Source organism: Peribacillus sp. NPDC101480 (genome assembly GCF_050277335.1).
Taxonomy (GTDB): Bacteria; Bacillota; Bacilli; order Bacillales; family DSM-1321; genus Peribacillus.
Genome location: NZ_JBNNSB010000001.1, coordinates 789,047 through 806,242 on the forward strand (window position 1 = coordinate 789,047; position 17,196 = coordinate 806,242).

16 protein-coding genes are annotated in these 17,196 nt (G+C 44.6%); 13 read left to right on the top strand and 3 right to left on the bottom strand.

What is annotated here, in order from left to right; all coding sequences use genetic code 11:
• Positions 1-339: 339 nt before the first annotated feature.
• Entirely contained in the window at positions 340-1,185 is an 846-nt protein-coding gene (gene ypfJ, locus ACQKMF_RS03980; protein WP_402938717.1) for a KPN_02809 family neutral zinc metallopeptidase, read from the bottom strand.
• 367 nt (positions 1,186-1,552) lie between these two features.
• Here ypfJ and safA point away from each other — a divergent pair, with 367 nt between their 5' ends.
• The 10 genes from safA to yajC all read left to right on the top strand — a co-directional run bounded on the left by safA (position 1,553) and on the right by yajC (position 11,356).
• Entirely contained in the window at positions 1,553-4,366 is a 2,814-nt protein-coding gene (safA, locus tag ACQKMF_RS03985; protein ID WP_427571856.1) for a SafA/ExsA family spore coat assembly protein, read from the top strand.
• Positions 4,356-5,303: a phosphotransferase gene (locus ACQKMF_RS03990; protein ID WP_402938712.1), complete on the top strand. Its 948-nt coding sequence runs from the start codon at positions 4,356-4,358 to the stop codon at positions 5,301-5,303. The genes safA and ACQKMF_RS03990 overlap by 11 nt, the downstream gene beginning before the upstream one ends.
• Positions 5,304-5,405: 102 nt before the next feature.
• On the top strand, positions 5,406-6,005 hold the full coding sequence (locus ACQKMF_RS03995; RefSeq protein ID WP_157831014.1) for a YhcN/YlaJ family sporulation lipoprotein: 600 nt from the start codon (positions 5,406-5,408) through the stop codon (positions 6,003-6,005).
• 109 nt (positions 6,006-6,114) lie between these two features.
• Positions 6,115-6,615, top strand: a complete 501-nt coding sequence (locus ACQKMF_RS04000; RefSeq protein WP_230176806.1) for an intercompartmental signaling factor BofC — start codon at positions 6,115-6,117, stop codon at positions 6,613-6,615.
• Between the two features lie 343 nt (positions 6,616-6,958).
• A complete protein-coding gene (gene ruvA / locus ACQKMF_RS04005; protein ID WP_101222771.1) occupies positions 6,959-7,573 on the top strand; it encodes a Holliday junction branch migration protein RuvA in 615 nt (204 codons plus the stop codon).
• 11 nt (positions 7,574-7,584) lie between these two features.
• The gene (gene ruvB, locus ACQKMF_RS04010) at positions 7,585-8,583 is read left to right on the top strand and encodes a Holliday junction branch migration DNA helicase RuvB (protein WP_427571859.1); all 999 of its coding nucleotides are present in this window, start codon (positions 7,585-7,587) and stop codon (positions 8,581-8,583) included.
• Entirely contained in the window at positions 8,580-8,786 is a 207-nt protein-coding gene (locus ACQKMF_RS04015) for a DUF2905 domain-containing protein (protein WP_137020415.1), read from the top strand. The genes ruvB and ACQKMF_RS04015 overlap by 4 nt, the downstream gene beginning before the upstream one ends.
• A gap of 38 nt (positions 8,787-8,824) precedes the next feature.
• The gene (gene queA, locus ACQKMF_RS04020; RefSeq protein WP_101222769.1) at positions 8,825-9,853 is read left to right on the top strand and encodes a tRNA preQ1(34) S-adenosylmethionine ribosyltransferase-isomerase QueA; all 1,029 of its coding nucleotides are present in this window, start codon (positions 8,825-8,827) and stop codon (positions 9,851-9,853) included.
• A gap of 36 nt (positions 9,854-9,889) precedes the next feature.
• A complete protein-coding gene (tgt, locus tag ACQKMF_RS04025; protein WP_101222768.1) occupies positions 9,890-11,029 on the top strand; it encodes a tRNA guanosine(34) transglycosylase Tgt in 1,140 nt (379 codons plus the stop codon).
• Positions 11,030-11,071: 42 nt separating this feature from the next.
• Positions 11,072-11,356, top strand: a complete 285-nt coding sequence (yajC, locus tag ACQKMF_RS04030; RefSeq protein ID WP_076365002.1) for a preprotein translocase subunit YajC — start codon at positions 11,072-11,074, stop codon at positions 11,354-11,356.
• Positions 11,357-11,402: 46 nt separating this feature from the next.
• Here the strand turns inward: yajC and ACQKMF_RS04035 are convergent, their stop codons facing one another.
• On the bottom strand, positions 11,403-11,774 hold the full coding sequence (locus ACQKMF_RS04035) for a TIGR04086 family membrane protein (protein WP_174524159.1): 372 nt from the start codon (positions 11,772-11,774) through the stop codon (positions 11,403-11,405).
• Between the two features lie 169 nt (positions 11,775-11,943).
• Between ACQKMF_RS04035 and ACQKMF_RS04040 the strand changes: the two genes are divergently transcribed.
• Entirely contained in the window at positions 11,944-12,624 is a 681-nt protein-coding gene (locus tag ACQKMF_RS04040) for a DUF421 domain-containing protein (RefSeq protein ID WP_101222767.1), read from the top strand.
• Positions 12,625-12,652: 28 nt separating this feature from the next.
• Here ACQKMF_RS04040 and spoVB read toward each other — a convergent pair whose 3' ends face one another.
• A complete protein-coding gene (gene spoVB, locus ACQKMF_RS04045) occupies positions 12,653-14,215 on the bottom strand; it encodes a stage V sporulation protein B (protein WP_101222766.1) in 1,563 nt (520 codons plus the stop codon).
• Positions 14,216-14,386: 171 nt separating this feature from the next.
• Here spoVB and ACQKMF_RS04050 point away from each other — a divergent pair, with 171 nt between their 5' ends.
• A complete protein-coding gene (locus tag ACQKMF_RS04050) occupies positions 14,387-14,692 on the top strand; it encodes a post-transcriptional regulator (RefSeq protein ID WP_157831013.1) in 306 nt (101 codons plus the stop codon).
• Between the two features lie 195 nt (positions 14,693-14,887).
• The gene (gene secDF / locus ACQKMF_RS04055; RefSeq protein WP_402938702.1) at positions 14,888-17,149 is read left to right on the top strand and encodes a protein translocase subunit SecDF; all 2,262 of its coding nucleotides are present in this window, start codon (positions 14,888-14,890) and stop codon (positions 17,147-17,149) included.
• Positions 17,150-17,196 lie beyond the last annotated feature (47 nt).

Sequence of the window (17,196 nt, forward strand, 5' to 3'; positions counted from 1 at the left end):
AGGTGGATTGGAATGGTCTTATCCCGTATCCCTATTACAATCTTATCAAAGAATTATTGCCATGACTTTAAAACAAGACCGAGTAATCCATGTATTTTTACTGTTTTAGCTGAACCTCACAGGATTGAAGAAATTTGCGACACTCCTGCCGAATAACTGACTAGCCTAGACCCTACAGACGCTTGGCAGACAGTCGGCGGAAAGGGAGCGGATTTCTGAAATCAACTGCAATTTTTAACATAAAAAAAGTAGACAAATTCGCTTTTCTTCGAATTTGTCTACAATCTGAAGGGGGGATAAGCCCCCCTTTTTTCTTTTAATCTAAACAGGTAAGAACTTTTAAAGGTTACTCGCTTTAAAAGTATTCCCTTCATTCATATCCCCGGATTTAAAACCTTTATTGAACCACCGTTTTCTCTGTTCGGATGTACCGTGCGTGAAGCTGTCCGGAACCGCATACCCCTGCGCCTTTTCTTGGATACGGTCATCCCCCACACCACTTGCTGCATTCAAGGCCTCCTCAAGATCGCCTTTTTCAAGCAAATTCTCTCCTTGGACATGATGTGCCCAAACTCCAGCCAAATAATCGGCCTGTAGTTCAAGACGGACAGAATACCTATTATATTCAGTCTCGCTGACCTGTGAACGATCGGGCATTTCCTTTTCCGTTGTCCCTAAAAGTGTCTGAACGTGATGTCCGACTTCGTGGGCAATAACATAGGCCATGGCGAAATCACCAGGTGCCTGGAACTCTTGCTTCAACTCTTGATAAAAGCTGAGATCAATATATAGTTTCATGTCACCCGGACAATAAAATGGCCCTACGGAAGAAGCTGCCATTCCGCATGCCGATTCGACACTGCCTGAATACAGGACAAGGTTCGGTTTCTTATATTCCAGTCCATTTTTTCGGAATTCTTCTGTCCAGACCTGCTCCGTTTCTGCAAGGACGACAGATACGAACTGCGCAAGTTCCTTCTCTTCATCAGTCTCGACATAAGTGCTGCCATTGTTAGATTCAGTAGAATTCAAACTGCCTAGCAATTCGCTAGGATTACCGCCAAGGAGCGTCACGATCAAGACAATTACCAATCCGATTCCTCCGCCGATTCCGGCCATGCCTTTTCCGCTCATGCCTCTTCTGTCCTCGACGTTCGAGCTGCCCTGTCTACCTTTCCATTTCATTATTATTCCCCCCAGGGATGTAAGATAAGTACCTGAAGACAAAGCCTTAGGTCATTTACTTTCTTATACCCGGATTTCCCTGAGTTTAGACAGAAGTTTGAAAGAAGCGTTTCATAACATGATGGCTTCAAACCTAAAAGCCATTGCCTCCTTTTTTTAGAATGAAGACAATGGTCCCAATTAAATTTCCTTTTTGAAGATGTCATATCATTTAGTTCCTCTCCAAAAAAGTACCTTCCATTTCCCTAAATCATTGATCCAATCATAAATGTCATTTTTCAAGCATAAGTTTTCATGATAAAAATAATAGCAATTCACCCACTGCTTCATAGAATATATGGACATATGCACAGGAGGGGTTAACAGCGTGAAAATTCATATAGTCCAAAAAGGCGATACACTTTGGAAACTCGCCAAAAAATACGGCGTCAGTTTTGAAGAACTTAAAAAAGTTAACGCGCAATTGAGCAACCCGGATATGATGATGCCCGGAATGAAAATTAAAATACCAGGGACATCCGGAGCTGTAATAAAAGAAACGGCTAAACCAAACGTGAATATTCAACCGGGAATTAAAGAATCCCAAATTCAACCGTACCAGGCTCAGCCAGCGCCTATAAAAGAGCAGCCAATTATGCAAAAACCGGCTGTTAAAGAACAGCCGATGTTTCAACAGCCGGTAAAAGAACAGCCGAAATTTCAACAGCCGGTAAAAGAGCAGCCGAAATTTCAGCAGCCGATGAAAGAGCAGCCGAAATATCAGCAGCCGGTAAAAGAACAGCCGAAATATCAGCAGCCGGTAAAAGAACAGCCGAAATATCAACAGCCGATAAAAGAGCAACCAATCGTTCAACAACCAGTGAAGGAACAACCTGTCAAGAAAGAGCAGCAGATCGTTCAGCCAAAGCCAATCATTAAAGAAAAGCAAAAAATCGTTCCAAAAGAAGTTCCGGTGCCCATGCCGGTGATTCCGGAAATCGATATCAATAATTATTATATGGTCAACATGACCAATATGAGTGTGCAAAAGCCTCCTGCACCACCACCTTTACCAAAGAAAAAAGAAGAGCCGGCAGTCACTAAAAAGAAGAAGAAAAAGCCAGCTGTACAGCCAGCACAGGAATACAGTGAGCCGGTGGATGATTGTATTCCAGTAACACCAATTTTGCCCGGAAGTGGTTATTGCATTCAGCCGCCACCGTGGGCGCAGATGCATATGCAAGCCCCATATCAAGGAGTTCCAGGGTATCAGGCGGCTCCGGAAGTACATGGTTATCAAATGATGGAAGAGAGCTCTGATGTTTGGGGAGAATCTTCTGACATGTACATGATGGATCAAGGATTCGTCCAAGGGGCGAGCATGAATATACCAAGCCAGCAACAATATCCATATCAAGCCTCCGCACCGGTTCCGCACCATTACTATGGAGGGATGAATCAACAAGCTCAAGTAGCAGGTTCATATATGCAGCAAGATTATGAGTCACCAGGCGAATCGCCATCTTCATACAACAACAATAACTATAACTTACCTCAGCAGTATAACCAGGCTGCAGGTGAGGAAGAGGAAGATTGCGGCTGTAATAAGGGGTTACTTGGAACTTATGGGCCGGATGTGAAAGGGCAGTATCAAGGAAACCAAAAAATGGATGCCAATGCACATCACAATCCAGATTATCACCAATATCAATCCGTTCAGTCACAGCAGCAACAGGCCCCATACCAAGGGATGTCACCTAAAGAGTCTCAAATGGAGAAAGAGATGCAACAATATGAAGAAGAGTCAGTAGAATCGGCTCAATATGAAGGATTCATGATGATGGGCGGCCAAAACGGAGGCCAGCCAGACATGATGATGGGCGGTCAAAACGGAGGCCAGCCGGACATGATGATTGGCGGTCAAAACGGAGGCCAGCCGGACATGATGATGGGCGGTCAAAACGGAGGCCAGCCGGACATGATGATGGGCGGCGAAAACGGAGGCCAGCCAGGCATGATGATGGGCGATCAAAACGGAGGCCAGCCAGACATGATGATGGGCGGCCAAAACGGAGGCCAGCCAGACATGATGATGGGCGGTCAAAACGGAGACCAGCCAGACATGATGATGGGCGGTCAAAACGGAGGCCAGCCGGACATGATGATGGGCGGTCAAAACGGAGGCCAGCCAGACATGATGATGGGCGGTCAAAACGGAAGCCAGCCAGGCATGATGATGGGCGGCCAAAACGGAGGCCAGCCAGGCATGGGTGGTCAAAACGGAGGTCAGCCAGGCATAAAAGAGATTCAAATAGGAGGTCCTCCATTCATGATGGGCGGTCAAAATGGAGGCCAGCCAGGTATGATGATGGGCGGTCAAAATGGAGGCCAGCCAGGTATGATGATGGGCGGTCAAAATGGAGGCCTACCCGGCATGATGATGGGCGGTCAAAACGGAGGCCAGCCAGGCATGATGATGGGCGGTCAAAATGGAGGCCTACCCGGCATGATGATGGGCGGTCAAAACGGAGGCCAGCCCGGCATGATGATGGGCAGCCAAAACGGTGGTCAGCCAGACATGATGATGGGCGGTCAAAATGGAGGCCTACCCGGCATGATGATGGGCGGTCAAAATGGAGGCCAGCCAGGTATGATGGGCGGTCAAAATGGAGGCCAGCCAGGTATGATGGGCGGTCAAAACGGAGGCCAGCCGGGCATGATGGGCGGTCAAAACGGAGGCCTACCCGGCATGATGATGGGCGGTCAAAACGGAGGCCAGCCGGGCATGATGATGGGCGGCCAAAACGGAGGCCAGCCGGGGATGATGATGGGCGGTCAAAATGGAGGCCAGCCAGGCATGATGATGGGCGGTCAAAATGGAGGCCAGCCAGGCATGATGATGGGCGGCCAAAACGGAGGCCAGCCAGGTATGATGATGGGCGGTCAAACCGGAGGTCCGCCGTGGATGGGCCGTCAAAATGGAAGTCAGCCGTGGATGATGGGCGATCAAAACGGAGGCCAGCCGGGAATGATGCCTAGACAATTTGGTGGTCAGCCGGACATGATGCGCGGTCAGCTAGGGGGGCAACCTGAAGCTATGTTACCTGGACAAATGGGTGGCCAGCCAGGCCAATTCGGGGGCGTTCGTGCGCCTGAAACATTTGGGATACCGACATATGTAGATGAAAGCGATGACTACTAATTATCAAGGAGACAGTGTTTTTAACACTCGTCTCTTCTCTTATTTAAATCGTAAGCCAAAGAATGTCCACCATATTCAAAGCAGTGTCTATTTAATAACTTTTGAAAAGGGTTATTCAATGATCCTTAAAGGATTTGACAGCTTTGAAAAGTGGGATCGTCAAAGAGAATTGACTTCATTGTTAAAACAAAAGGGTTTTCATCAAACGTATTATATTCATCAGAATTTAATGCCCTTTGAATTTAAAGGAAAATGGTATGGGACTATGGACTATTTTCCGCCGAGTAAGAAAAAATTCAGATATTCCAACCATAAGGACCGTTTAGAGGGAATTAAGTTACTGGAAAGCTTCCATGATGTGTCGGAACATCTCTCCATTAACGCGCCTGTGTTCAATCAATCAAAAAAGTGGAAAGAACGTTTATCACTTTTTAAAAAGAACTTTTCTTATGTTCGCCAATATGTTTCCGAAGATATTATCAAGGAATGGATTAGATGGGGTGAGTGGGCGCTAGAGGGGTTTGATAAAAATCAGTCTTCATGGAATAAGGAAAAGAAAGTAATCATTCATGGTGATTGTGCCCACCATAATTTCTTGCGGAGAGCGGACGGCACTTTGACTTTAATCGATTTTGACTTAATGGCAAATGCCCCGAGGTGCATTGATTATTTACAGTATGCAAATCGAATATCGCATCATTTGGAAGATGCGGCCACCGATCTGTGGGAAGTGCCGCAATTGCAAAGGTATCAGTCAGACCCGGCCTTTTTATATGCTTTAACTTATCCTACCGATATTTTCCGTGAATGGAATCGCCTTAATAAAAGTTCTTCCCAGCTTCATTCGGTCTGGAAAATGTCCGTGGAAGGTTTTTCGGAGCGGATGGCGATGAATGAAAAATTGGCAAAAAGGATTTCTTCCCTTAATAGGAATTAAAACGGTTTTTTGGCCGTATCTTACAGAGTACATTTCCCGTTCGACACCCATGCTAATTATGAGCGGAATATAGCTCATTCAATTGCAATGGGAGGGTTATTGGTGCAGAAAATAAAATGGGCACAGCCGCTTTGTACGGTATTGGCCGCCGTCAGTTTGGTTGGATGTGCTAATAATGATACAGCGGAAAATGAAAATATCACGAATGATACAGGATACCATGAAAAAGATGCATTGGTACGCAACATCAATTATGAGAATATGGTGCAAGGTTTATACAATAAAGATGATGCGTACAGTAAGAGTGACCGTAACTACCATGGACATGAGAGTAAACCGCTTAAGGCGCGATCATCTTATTATAATTCTTATGAAGGCGCTTTAGCCGACAAAGTCAATGGTGTCGCCAATAAAGTGGAGCCGGTCATCGATACCAGGACGATCATAATGAAAGACGAAATGCTGGTAGCCTTGCTGCTTGATGACTACAGCCAAGCAAAAGATGTTAAAGAAAGAATCAAGAAGGAAATCGGACCGCTTACCAATGGCCGTACCCTATATGTCACCACAGATGAAGGTGTCTATTTCAGGACGATGACACTTGATAACAATCTTCGGGATGGCGACACGAGGGAAATGATCATTTTAGATGCCAATGACATGTTCGATAACCTTAACATTCACGAAAATCACTTGAAATAATTAGTGAGCTGACCCGATATGGAGTCAGCTCTTTTTGATTTTTTTCTGGTTAATAATCCTTATTTGGGTCAAACTACATAAAAAGTAAACGCCTTAAGAGGTGAGTATATTGATTAATCAACTCAGAATCCAATTTTTCATGACGCTTTTCATATTGCCATTTTGCTTAACCGTTTTTGCCGAAGAAACCGTTCAAAAGGAAAATGATCCAATTGAGAGGAAGGTCATTCTTCAGCGTATGTATCTGGATGGCGAGTTAAGTGAAGAGAAATTGACAGAAACCATTTGGTCGATGGAGGACTTTTGGTCAAAATATGAAGGATGGAAAGTAGTCGATCAAAATGAAGAGCAGATTGTCATGAAGAAAATTGAAAATGACATATCTCCGCTCTTAAAAGCGAACGGTTACCTTGGTATGAGGGAAGATGGTACGTTATCCATTTTTATCGGAAGGCCTGAGCATGCCAAGATCATTCATACTTTCTACCAAATAGACGTTGGTAAACTAGAAGCATACAAGCAGGAGGAACTGCAAAAAGGGATTCCGATCATGAATAAAGACCAATATAAACAGCTTATTAAAGAATATGAGCCATATTCGGTAAACTAGGGTGGGATGATATCCGATCCTTCAGACTGTAGATAAACTCGATAATAATGGAGTTTGTCTACAGTTTTTTTATATTTACAATTTAACTGTTGATTTCCACTGCAGGCACTCGCTTTCTGCGGGCGGTCCGTCCTCGGAGCCTTTCTGCCTGTGGGGTCTCGCTTGGACGCGTATTTCCGGCAGGAGTCTCGCATACCCATTCCAATTAACATTGTTTTATGGATGATAATGACACCGGAAGTAATGTGAAAGGACTTTGCAGACTATGAAATAACTTTTAATGAACAACACCCCCTTTTTATGATAAAATGAGAGGTACAGCAAAATCAGGGAGAGAATTAATTTGTATGATTATATAAAAGGCAAGGTCGATTATATTGGGCCTGAATACATAGTTGTGGAAAATGGGGGGATCGGATATCAAGTGATGACGCCGAATCCTTTTATTTTTTCCGCTCAATACCAGAAAGAAATTCAAGTTTACCTATATCATTATGTTCGTGAGGATATGGCAGCATTATATGGATTCCAGACTCGTCAAGAAAAGGCGTTATTCACAAAATTATTGAATGTAACCGGAATCGGGCCGAAGGGTGCTCTAGCCATATTGGCATCAGGCCAGGTTGATCAGGTGGTGCAGGCAATCGAAAATGAAGATGAATCGTTTTTGGTGAAATTCCCGGGAGTCGGAAAGAAAACGGCAAGGCAAATGATCCTCGATTTAAAAGGGAAACTTGAGAATATAATTCCGGATGCGTTTCCAAGCTTGTTTAACGAAGGCGTCACGGCTGCACTAAGTCCAAATGGTTATACAGAGGAATTGGATGAAGCCGTTCTTGCATTGAAGGCTCTTGGTTATTCTGAAAAGGAAGTCCAAAAGGTTGCCAAGAAATTGCAGGCTGAAGATATGACGACCGAGCAATATATTAAGAAAGCATTGCAAATGATGTTAAGATAAGGAGTGGCGCAATGGAGGAGAGAATATTCAATCAGGAAGCCGATTTGAACGAACTGTCCTTTGAACAAAGCCTGCGGCCGCAAAACTTAAAGCAATATATCGGACAGGATAAAGTGAAAGCGAATTTAAGTGTATATATCGAAGCGGCAAGGATGCGTGAAGAAACGCTCGATCATGTACTTTTATATGGACCGCCTGGCCTTGGAAAGACGACGCTTGCCGTCATCATCGCCAATGAAATGGGTGTGAATATCCGCACGACTTCGGGTCCCGCCATTGAGCGGCCGGGAGATCTGGCGGCCATTTTGAGTGCACTTGAACCGGGTGATGTATTGTTCATTGATGAGATTCACCGTCTTCCCCGTGTCGTTGAAGAAGTGCTATACCCGGCTATGGAGGACTTCTGTCTGGATATTGTAGTCGGTAAGGGGCCGGAAGCCCGTTCCATCAGGATCGACTTGCCGCCGTTTACCCTCGTAGGGGCCACGACACGTGCAGGCTCACTGTCTGCACCGCTCAGGGACCGTTTTGGCGTTTTGAGCCGTCTTGAATATTATACGGAAAACCATTTGACTGATATCATCATCCGTACTGCAAGAATCATGGATACGGAAATGGATGATCAAGCAGCGGCAGAGCTTGCAAGAAGATCAAGGGGCACACCAAGAATAGCCAATCGGCTTTTACGGAGGGTCAGGGATTTCGCCCAGGTACGCGGTGATGGTACGATAACGGCCGAGCTTGCCGATTATGCGCTTGAATTAATGCAGGTCGACCGTTTAGGACTCGATCATATTGACCATAAATTACTTAAAGGGATTATTGAAAAATTCCGTGGCGGGCCCGTGGGTCTGGAAACGATTGCTGCAACGATTGGCGAAGAGGCGCAAACGATCGAAGATGTGTATGAACCATATCTGTTACAAGTCGGTTTTCTTCAGCGTACCCCAAGAGGCCGGATGGCAACACAGCTTGTTTATGAGCATTTCGGAATGGAGATGCCTGAATGATGAATATACCAAAGATGGTTATGATTCTGGGTGTGATAATATTCGTGATTGGTTTTGCGATGAAATATATCAGTCTCGGCAGGCTGCCGGGAGATATTTTTCTGAAAAAGGGGAATACGACGTTTTACTTTCCCATCGTTACATCAATCATCGTCAGTGTTGTATTGTCCGCGATTTTTTATTTGATCGGCCGTTTTAAATAATGATTACAGCTTGATAGACACGTAAGGAAGTGGAACAGATGAAATTGGATATGTTTGATTTTCATTTACCGGAGGAACTGATTGCCCAAGTTCCTTTGGAGGATAGGGAAGCAAGTAGATTGATGGTGCTGGACAAAGAAACCGGCAAGCTTCAGCATGATGTATTCAGCCATATCACGGAATATATCAAACCGGGAGATTGCCTGGTGTTGAATGATACGAAGGTGCTTCCGGCCCGGCTTTACGGCAGTAAAGAAGGAACGGGTGCAAAAATAGAAGTCTTGCTGCTTAAGCAAGAGCATGATGATGTATGGGAAACGCTTGTGAAGCCGGCCAAACGGATTAAAGAAGGCTCGACAATCGTTTTTGGCGATGGTAAGCTGAGTGCCGTTTGTACAGGTGTACTTGAGCATGGCGGCCGAATCCTTGAATTCAAATATGAAGGCATATTTTATGAAATACTGGAGAAGCTTGGCGAAATGCCGTTACCTCCATACATCAAGGAACAACTCGACGACCAGGACCGCTATCAAACGGTTTATGCGCGTGAACGGGGATCTGCAGCCGCACCTACCGCTGGCCTGCATTTTACGGAGGATTTGCTCGGGAAACTTAAAGAGATGGGTGTCCACATCGCATTCATCACGCTGCATGTCGGGCTTGGTACATTCCGTCCAGTAAGTGTCGACGATATTGATAGCCACGAAATGCATTCCGAATTTTATCAAATGACGGAAGGCACTGCCAGATTACTGAATGATGTGAAAGGAAAAGGCGGGAAAATCATTACGGTCGGCACTACGTCCACAAGGACATTGGAAACGATTGCGTCCCGCAATGATGGGGTTTTCAAGGAAGAGAATGGCTGGACGAGCATCTTCATTTATCCTGGTTATGAGTTCAAAGGAATCGATGCGATGATAACGAACTTCCATTTGCCCAAATCGACTTTAATCATGCTGATTTCTGCACTTGCGGGCAGGGAGCATGTCCTTCATGCCTATGAAACGGCTGTGGAAGAAAAATACAGGTTCTTTAGTTTTGGAGATGCAATGTTAATTAAGTAATATAAGAGTGAGAAGCTCTTGAAGGGAGTTATTGCGTTGACTGCAATACGATATGAGTTAATCAAAACATGTAAACAGACAGGGGCACGGCTAGGCCGGGTCCATACGCCGCATGGTTCTTTCGAAACGCCGGCATTTATGCCGGTTGGAACGATGGCTACTGTCAAAACGATGTCCCCGGAAGATTTGAAACAAATGGGGGCTGGCATCATCCTGAGCAATACGTACCACTTATGGCTGCGTCCGGGGCATGAAATCATCAAGGAAGCTGGCGGATTGCATAAGTTCATGAACTGGGATCGGGCGATTTTGACCGATTCAGGAGGCTTTCAAGTCTTCAGTTTGAGCGAGTTTCGCAAAATTGAAGAAGAGGGCGTGCATTTCAGGAATCATCTGAATGGCGATAAATTATTCTTATCCCCGGAAAAAGCGATGGAAATACAAAATGCGCTTGGTTCAGATATTATGATGGCATTCGATGAATGTCCGCCATTTCCGGCGACTGAAGAGTATATGAAGAAGTCGGTTGAACGGACATCGCGCTGGGCGGAACGCTGTTTGAATGCACATGAGCGTCCTAATGACCAAGGGCTGTTTGGTATAGTTCAAGGCGGGGAATTTGAAAACCTTCGCAAACAAAGTGCAAAAGACCTTGTCTCCCTTGACTTCCCGGGTTATGCTATTGGAGGGTTATCCGTTGGGGAACCGAAGGATATCATGAACCGCGTCCTTGAGTTTACAAGTCCGCTGCTGCCAAGTAACAAACCTCGTTACCTGATGGGAGTCGGTTCGCCGGACTCATTGATCGATGGTGCACTCCGCGGTATCGATATGTTTGACTGTGTACTGCCGACGCGAATTGCGCGTAATGGTACGCTCATGACGAGCAATGGGCGGCTGGTTGTGAAAAATGCGAAGTATGCACGCGATTTCGGTCCAATCGATGAAAATTGCGATTGCCATGTTTGCAAGAATTATAGCCGGGCATATATCCGCCATTTGATTAAGTGTGAAGAAACCTTTGGGATTCGTCTTACGACTTACCATAATCTTCATTTTCTGTTAAACTTGATGGAACAGGTCAGACAAGCTATTCGAGAAGATCGTCTTGGAGACTTTAGGGAAGAGTTTTTTGAGCAGTATGGTTTCAATGAACCAAATGCGAGAAACTTCTAATTCCATAAATATTTTAATGAGCGAAAGGAGTGAATATACAGAATGGGTTCTTTAACACAAATACTTCCGTTGATTTTAATGTTCGTATTGTTCTATTTCTTATTGATCCGCCCGCAGCAAAAACGCCAAAAGGCTACGCAAAGCATGCAAAGCAGTCTGAAAAAAGGTGATAAAGTTGCTACTATCGGCGGTATGCACGGAACAATCGATGCAATCGATGACCTGAAAATCGTCATTAAATCACCAGACGGCACAAAACTGACTTTTGACCGTGCAGCAATCCGTGAAATAACGGAAAGCGCACCGAATAAGGAAGTATCCGTATAAGACAAACGAAAACCGGGCCATGTGCCCGGTTTTTTTTGCTGTTTTTTTAATCGGTGCGGGAGTCGGAACTCATGTTGACCCCAAGCACGCCGCCCATCATGGCCGTAATCACAAAACAGCCATAGTATATCCATTGCTTGATGGTGAAAAGTGCATCGTGACCTAAATATTGAAAAAGGAACACGACCAACAGATAAAGCAGCCCAGTGCTCCCGCCCAAGAATAGTCCTTGCTTTTTCCCTTTGCCTCCTGAAATGAATCCACCAATGAACAGCGATAAAAAGGACACGATCATGATCACGTATGTCAGGGATGATTCAGTCAGTGAAGTAAAACGAAGAAGGATGGAAACGATTAAACTAGCAATCATCGCTATGGCAAAGATGGAGCCTACGCCATAAATTACGGCGACACTCATTTTTTTAGTTTCGATGGGTATTCCTCCTTTTTGAAAGGCTGATACGTATAGCCTGTTTATGTGTTTGTACAAGCATATTCCCGATATCGAACCTTTAGACCAGGTTTAGGAAGCTTCCCGCAAAATTAGAAAAGAATATAGAGTAATTTTTCAGTTCCCAAGCCATGCTATGGATGAAGGATGTGGTATTGAAGTGGATATCCTGGCTATTATTTTTAGAACAACAGTGATCTATCTAGTCATCTTAATCCTTTTTCGAATGATGGGTAAGCGGGAAGTTGGGGAATTGAGCATTCTTGATTTAGTAGTATCCATCATGATCGGGGACATTGCCGTCCTTTCCTTTGAAGATTTGGATAGACCATTTTTCAGGCAAATCATTCCGATGTTCGTTCTTGCTTTCATCCAAATAATATTGGCTTTCATTTCATTGAAAAGCATTAGATTTCGAAACATCGTGGACGGTACGCCCCAGATCATCATCAATCAAGGGAAAATAGATGAAAAAGCGATGCGTAAGCAACGATATACTTTCGATGATTTATTGACCCAGCTGCGAGAACAGGGAATTAGTGATTTAAATGAGGTGCAATTCGCAATCCTCGAATCTACCGGGAAGCTTTCGATCATCAAGAATACCAAAGATAAAAGGTCTAAAACCAAGGAAACACCTTATCCCCTTATAATCGACGGGGAGATACAGGAGAGGAATCTCGATAGAATTGGCAAAAATCATTTTTGGCTCCGGCACCAGTTGAAAAAGCTGGGAGAAACGAAGATTAAAGAGATTTCGATTTGTGGGTACATAGATGGCCAATTTTATATCGATAAAAATGAAACGAAGAAATGACCGAAGCCTTTTAATGCTTCGGTTCATTTTATTTCCAAGCGAATTTTGATAAAAAGCCGCCCACTACAGGAATCCTGATCAGATCCGCCTTTTTTATGCTGCCGGTCATGAGCAGGAAAAATGTGAACAGCAGGATGACGACGGTCACGGAAAGCAAAAGCCGTATGCCAAGTGGCTGTGAGGAGAGCGGGAATTGATAAAGATAATAACCGCCCCACCCGGAAATTAAGGCAAGGACCAAAGCTGACATATAGCTGCGGAAATGAAGCGTGAAAGGGACGACCTTCAGCACAGTAGAAAAATGCAGGAAGGTAACGAGCATCGTACCGACTGCTATCCCGATTGCGGCACCCATGATCCCGAAACTTTCCTTTGACGCCAGCAGCCAGATCACACCGATTTTAAGGATGTTACCAGCCAGGCTGTTGAACATTGCGGCCTTTGCAAGATCCAGTGCTTGCAGCATGGATTGCAGCGGATATTGAAAGTAATAAAGTATGAAAAAGGGTGCCAGGAATTTAATGAAAACGGCAGCATGCGAAGAGCCGTACATGACTTGTAAAATCGGTTCGGCAAAGATGAACAGAATGACGATAGCTAAACAGCCTGTGATAAAGGTGATTTTCAGTGCCTGCTGAAGCCTGTGTTCAACGAGTGAAAAGTTTCCGGTCGTACGGGCTTCGCTCACTGCCGGGACAAGTGCCGTCGCCAATGATGACGTAACGAAGGAAGGTAGCATGAGTAAAGGCAGGGCGTACCCTGTCAGCTCCCCGTATTGACTTGTGGCTGCGGCCGCGGTGACTCCGGCGAGTGCCAAACTCTGGGCGACCACTATCGGTTCGAAAAACCATGAAACCGATCCAATCATCCTGCTTCCGGTGGAAGGAAGGGCAATTCCCATCAATTCGGTGAACGTTCCTTTTCCGGATTTGACATTCTTGAAGAAACCCTTTCTGAACTTAAAATGTTTCTTTAATTTAAAGCTGGTCAATAAGTAGATGAGAGATACAAGCTCACCGATAATCGATGCGAACATCGCCCCGGCTGCAGCATATTCGATTCCATATGGCAAAAAGGCCTTTGTCAGGACGGCTATGAAAGTGATTCGGGCCACCTGTTCGATAACTTGTGAGAAAGCGAATGGCTTCATATTTTGCTTGCCTTGGAAATAACCGCGCAGTACGGAAGATATGGCGATGATCGGTACTATAGGGGCAATCGCCATGAGCGGCCATACCGTCCGTTTATCAGTGAATAGGTATTCTGAGAGAGCCGGTGCGAAAAGCAGCATCGCAGGAGTGAAAATCATCGATAGAGTAAAGGTGCAAGCCAAAGAGACGACAAGGATTTTCTTGATTTTCCGTTCATCACCTCTGGCATTGGCCTCAGCCACGTATTTCGAAATGGCGATTGGCAGGCCTAACTGGGTTATGTTCACGACGAGAAAGAGGGTCGGTAAAGCCATCATATATAAACCAACGCCTTCTTCGCCGATGAAGCGGGCGATGACAATGCGGTTAATGAAACCAAGAACCCGTGTAATCAGGCTTGCGATTAATAAAATCAGCGTCCCTTTTAAAAATTTGGACATTGAACTCCCTCCCTGCCTTCTCAAAAAAGCGGTTATGCTATACAATTATCTATATGCTTGTACTTGGACAAAGCATGACAAAAGTGTTTGTTTGCGTTCTAACAAATGATAAGAAACCCTTCTAAGAAAATGCGCATTCATTTGAGAATCATTTTTACTGGAGGCAAAGTGATGGCAAAAAAGAATCATCCCTATCAAAGGTATTATCTAAAGGTGCGTCCATTTTTAAAGAGCAAGCGTGAGGAATTCCAAATGGTCGGATTGAATGCCGTAACGGAGGAAGACATATGGGGAACCTTAACCAAAAATAAATGGAAGCGTCCTCAGGAAAACATTCACATACATGAACTTGTCGCAGATATCGTGACATTTTCGAGCAACCAGTTCATGACCTTCCAAATGGTCGAAGCTTATAAATCACCAAACCTATTTGAGCCGCTTTCTGAAGATGAACTGAAGGAACTTTTGAAAGAATGACGCAAAGATATACTTAAATTGACAGCTGTTTGTATTTGACTCATAATAGATATGGTCATGCTTTTTTTGGAAAAGCATGGAAAGCTGTGTCTTTTTTCTCAAGAAGAAAAGGGAATGCAGTTATCATATGAACAAAAAATGACAGTTTTTTTAACTTCAGGAACAGGCGTATTATAGAAAGGGGCCTACTACATAATGGTAAAAAGAAGCAGGATCGTTGCGTTTTTTCTAATCGCACTTTTGATTTTCGCAGCGATGGGGACGACTTCAAAAGGAATCCTAAAGGATATCAAGCTGGGTCTTGATCTTCAAGGCGGTTTTGAAGTGTTATATGAAGTAAAACCGCTGTCTGGGGAGAAAATCACCCCGGATGTTTTACGGGCTACAGTAAGCTCGCTTGAGCGGCGTGTCAATGTTTTGGGTGTTAGCGAGCCTAACATTCAAATCGAAGGGAAAGACCGGATCCGCGTTCAATTGGCTGGGGTCAAAGACCAGAACAACGCTCGGGAAATCCTTTCGACACAAGCTAAATTATCCTTCCGTGATTACAACGATAAGGAAATGATGACCGGGGCCGACCTGAAAGAAGGAGGCGCGAAACAAACGTTCCAAGATAATCAACCGGTTGTTGAAGTCACATTGAAAGATGTGGATAAATTTAAGGACATCACTCAAAAAATATCCACGATGGAAAGTCCGACTAATGTACTTGCAATCTGGCTGGATTTTGAGGAAGGAAAAGATTCCATCAAAGATACCTCTTCACAGGACAATATGATTTCAGCTCCAGCTGTCAGTGAAGTTTTTAATACGAAGAAGGTGTATATTACCGGTCAATTCACGGTTGAAGAAGCGAAAGAGCTTGCAGCCCTTCTGAATGCAGGTGCCCTGCCTGTGGATTTAACAGAAAAGTACTCCACTTCTGTAGGTGCCCAATTCGGTGCAGGTGCACTGAATGATACTATTTTTGCAGGAATCATCGGAATTGCACTTGTTTTTATCTTCATGCTTGTGTATTACCGCTTCCCGGGATTCATTGCAGTCGTTACTTTAAGCATATACATTTTCTTGACCCTATTAGTGTTTGATTGGATGAATGCAGTCCTTACGCTGCCTGGTATTGCGGCATTGGTACTCGGGGTCGGGATGGCTGTCGATGCCAATATCATAACCTATGAGCGAATCAGGGATGAATTGAAACTTGGTAGATCCGTTAAGGCGGCTTATAAAGAAGGTACTAAGAATTCACTTGCTACAATCACGGATGCAAATTTAACGACCCTGCTGGCTGCGGCCGTACTGTTCTATTATGGAACAAGCTCGGTTAAAGGGTTTGCCACCACTTTGATCATTTCGATTTTAATGAGTTTCATTACAGCCGTTTATGGTACACGCCTCTTCATGAGTCTGTGGGTGAATAGCGGGTTCCTCGACAAACGTACAGGATGGTTTGGCGTGAAGAAGAAGCACATTCACGATTTATCCGAGAAGATGGATTTAATGTCATTGCCAACACGCTTTGATAAAATCGATTTCGTCAAACATCGGAAAGTTTTTTATGGCATTTCAATCGGTGTCACCATTATCGGGATCATATTCCTGCTCGTCTTTAGATTGAATCTCGGGATTGATTTCACGAGCGGCACCCGAATCGAGATTGCTTCCAAAGACGTCTTGACGACACAGCAAGTCAAAACCGAAATGGAAAAGGTCGGTATCGACGAAGGGGATATCAAGGATGTCAGGCTCGCTGGACAAGACAATAAGAATGCTGTCGTTCGGACAGTCGGTGTCCTCGATAAACAAGAGATTGCTGAATTGAAGGACCATTTCAAGAAGGATTACGGAGCAGAACCGAATGTCAGCACCGTATCACCGACTGTAGGGAAAGAGCTTGCGAAAAATGCCATGTTTGCGTTAGCGATTGCATCAATCGGAATCATATTGTATGTATCGATACGATTTGAATGGCGAATGGCTGTTCCTGCCGTTGTCGCGCTAATACATGATGCTTTCTTCATCATCACGATTTTTAGCTTACTCCGGCTCGAAGTGGATATCACCTTCATTGCTGCGGTTCTGACGATCGTCGGTTATTCGATCAATGATACGATCGTTACCTTTGACCGTATTCGTGAAAACCTACGCTTCAGCCGTAAAATCAAAACCGCCGAAGAGCTTGAGAACATTGTTAACATCAGTATCAGGCAAACTTTGACGAGATCCATTAACACGGTTTTGACCGTTCTCATTACGGTCATCGCATTGATGATCTTCGGTAGTGAAGCTATCCGAAACTTCTCCATTGCCTTGTTCATCGGTTTGATATGCGGCGTTTATTCATCGCTATTGATCGCTTCCCAATTCTGGCTTGATTTAAAAATCAGGGAATTGAAGAAGAAGGGTCCGCTGAATACCGCAAAAGAAAAGAAACAAAGTCTTGAAGGACAAGTTTAATAGGTGAGAGGGGGCTGGCATGATGCCAGCCTTCTTTTTGTTAAACT

Excerpts from the sequence above, each read along its gene's own strand:
- yajC (WP_076365002.1), top strand. The coding sequence starts at position 11,072 with ATGGGTTCTTTAACACAAATACTTCCGTTGATTTTAATGTTCGTATTG.
- spoVB (WP_101222766.1), bottom strand. The coding sequence starts at position 14,215 with ATGTCCAAATTTTTAAAAGGGACGCTGATTTTATTAATCGCAAGCCTG.
- ACQKMF_RS04040 (WP_101222767.1), top strand. The coding sequence starts at position 11,944 with ATGGATGAAGGATGTGGTATTGAAGTGGATATCCTGGCTATTATTTTT.
- secDF (WP_402938702.1), top strand. The coding sequence starts at position 14,888 with ATGGTAAAAAGAAGCAGGATCGTTGCGTTTTTTCTAATCGCACTTTTG.
- ACQKMF_RS04050 (WP_157831013.1), top strand. The coding sequence starts at position 14,387 with ATGGCAAAAAAGAATCATCCCTATCAAAGGTATTATCTAAAGGTGCGT.
- ypfJ (WP_402938717.1), bottom strand. The coding sequence starts at position 1,185 with ATGAAATGGAAAGGTAGACAGGGCAGCTCGAACGTCGAGGACAGAAGA.
- ACQKMF_RS04035 (WP_174524159.1), bottom strand. The coding sequence starts at position 11,774 with ATGAGTGTCGCCGTAATTTATGGCGTAGGCTCCATCTTTGCCATAGCG.
- queA (WP_101222769.1), top strand. The coding sequence starts at position 8,825 with ATGAAATTGGATATGTTTGATTTTCATTTACCGGAGGAACTGATTGCC.
- ACQKMF_RS04015 (WP_137020415.1), top strand. The coding sequence starts at position 8,580 with ATGATGAATATACCAAAGATGGTTATGATTCTGGGTGTGATAATATTC.
- ACQKMF_RS03990 (WP_402938712.1), top strand. The coding sequence starts at position 4,356 with ATGACTACTAATTATCAAGGAGACAGTGTTTTTAACACTCGTCTCTTC.
- ruvB (WP_427571859.1), top strand. The coding sequence starts at position 7,585 with ATGGAGGAGAGAATATTCAATCAGGAAGCCGATTTGAACGAACTGTCC.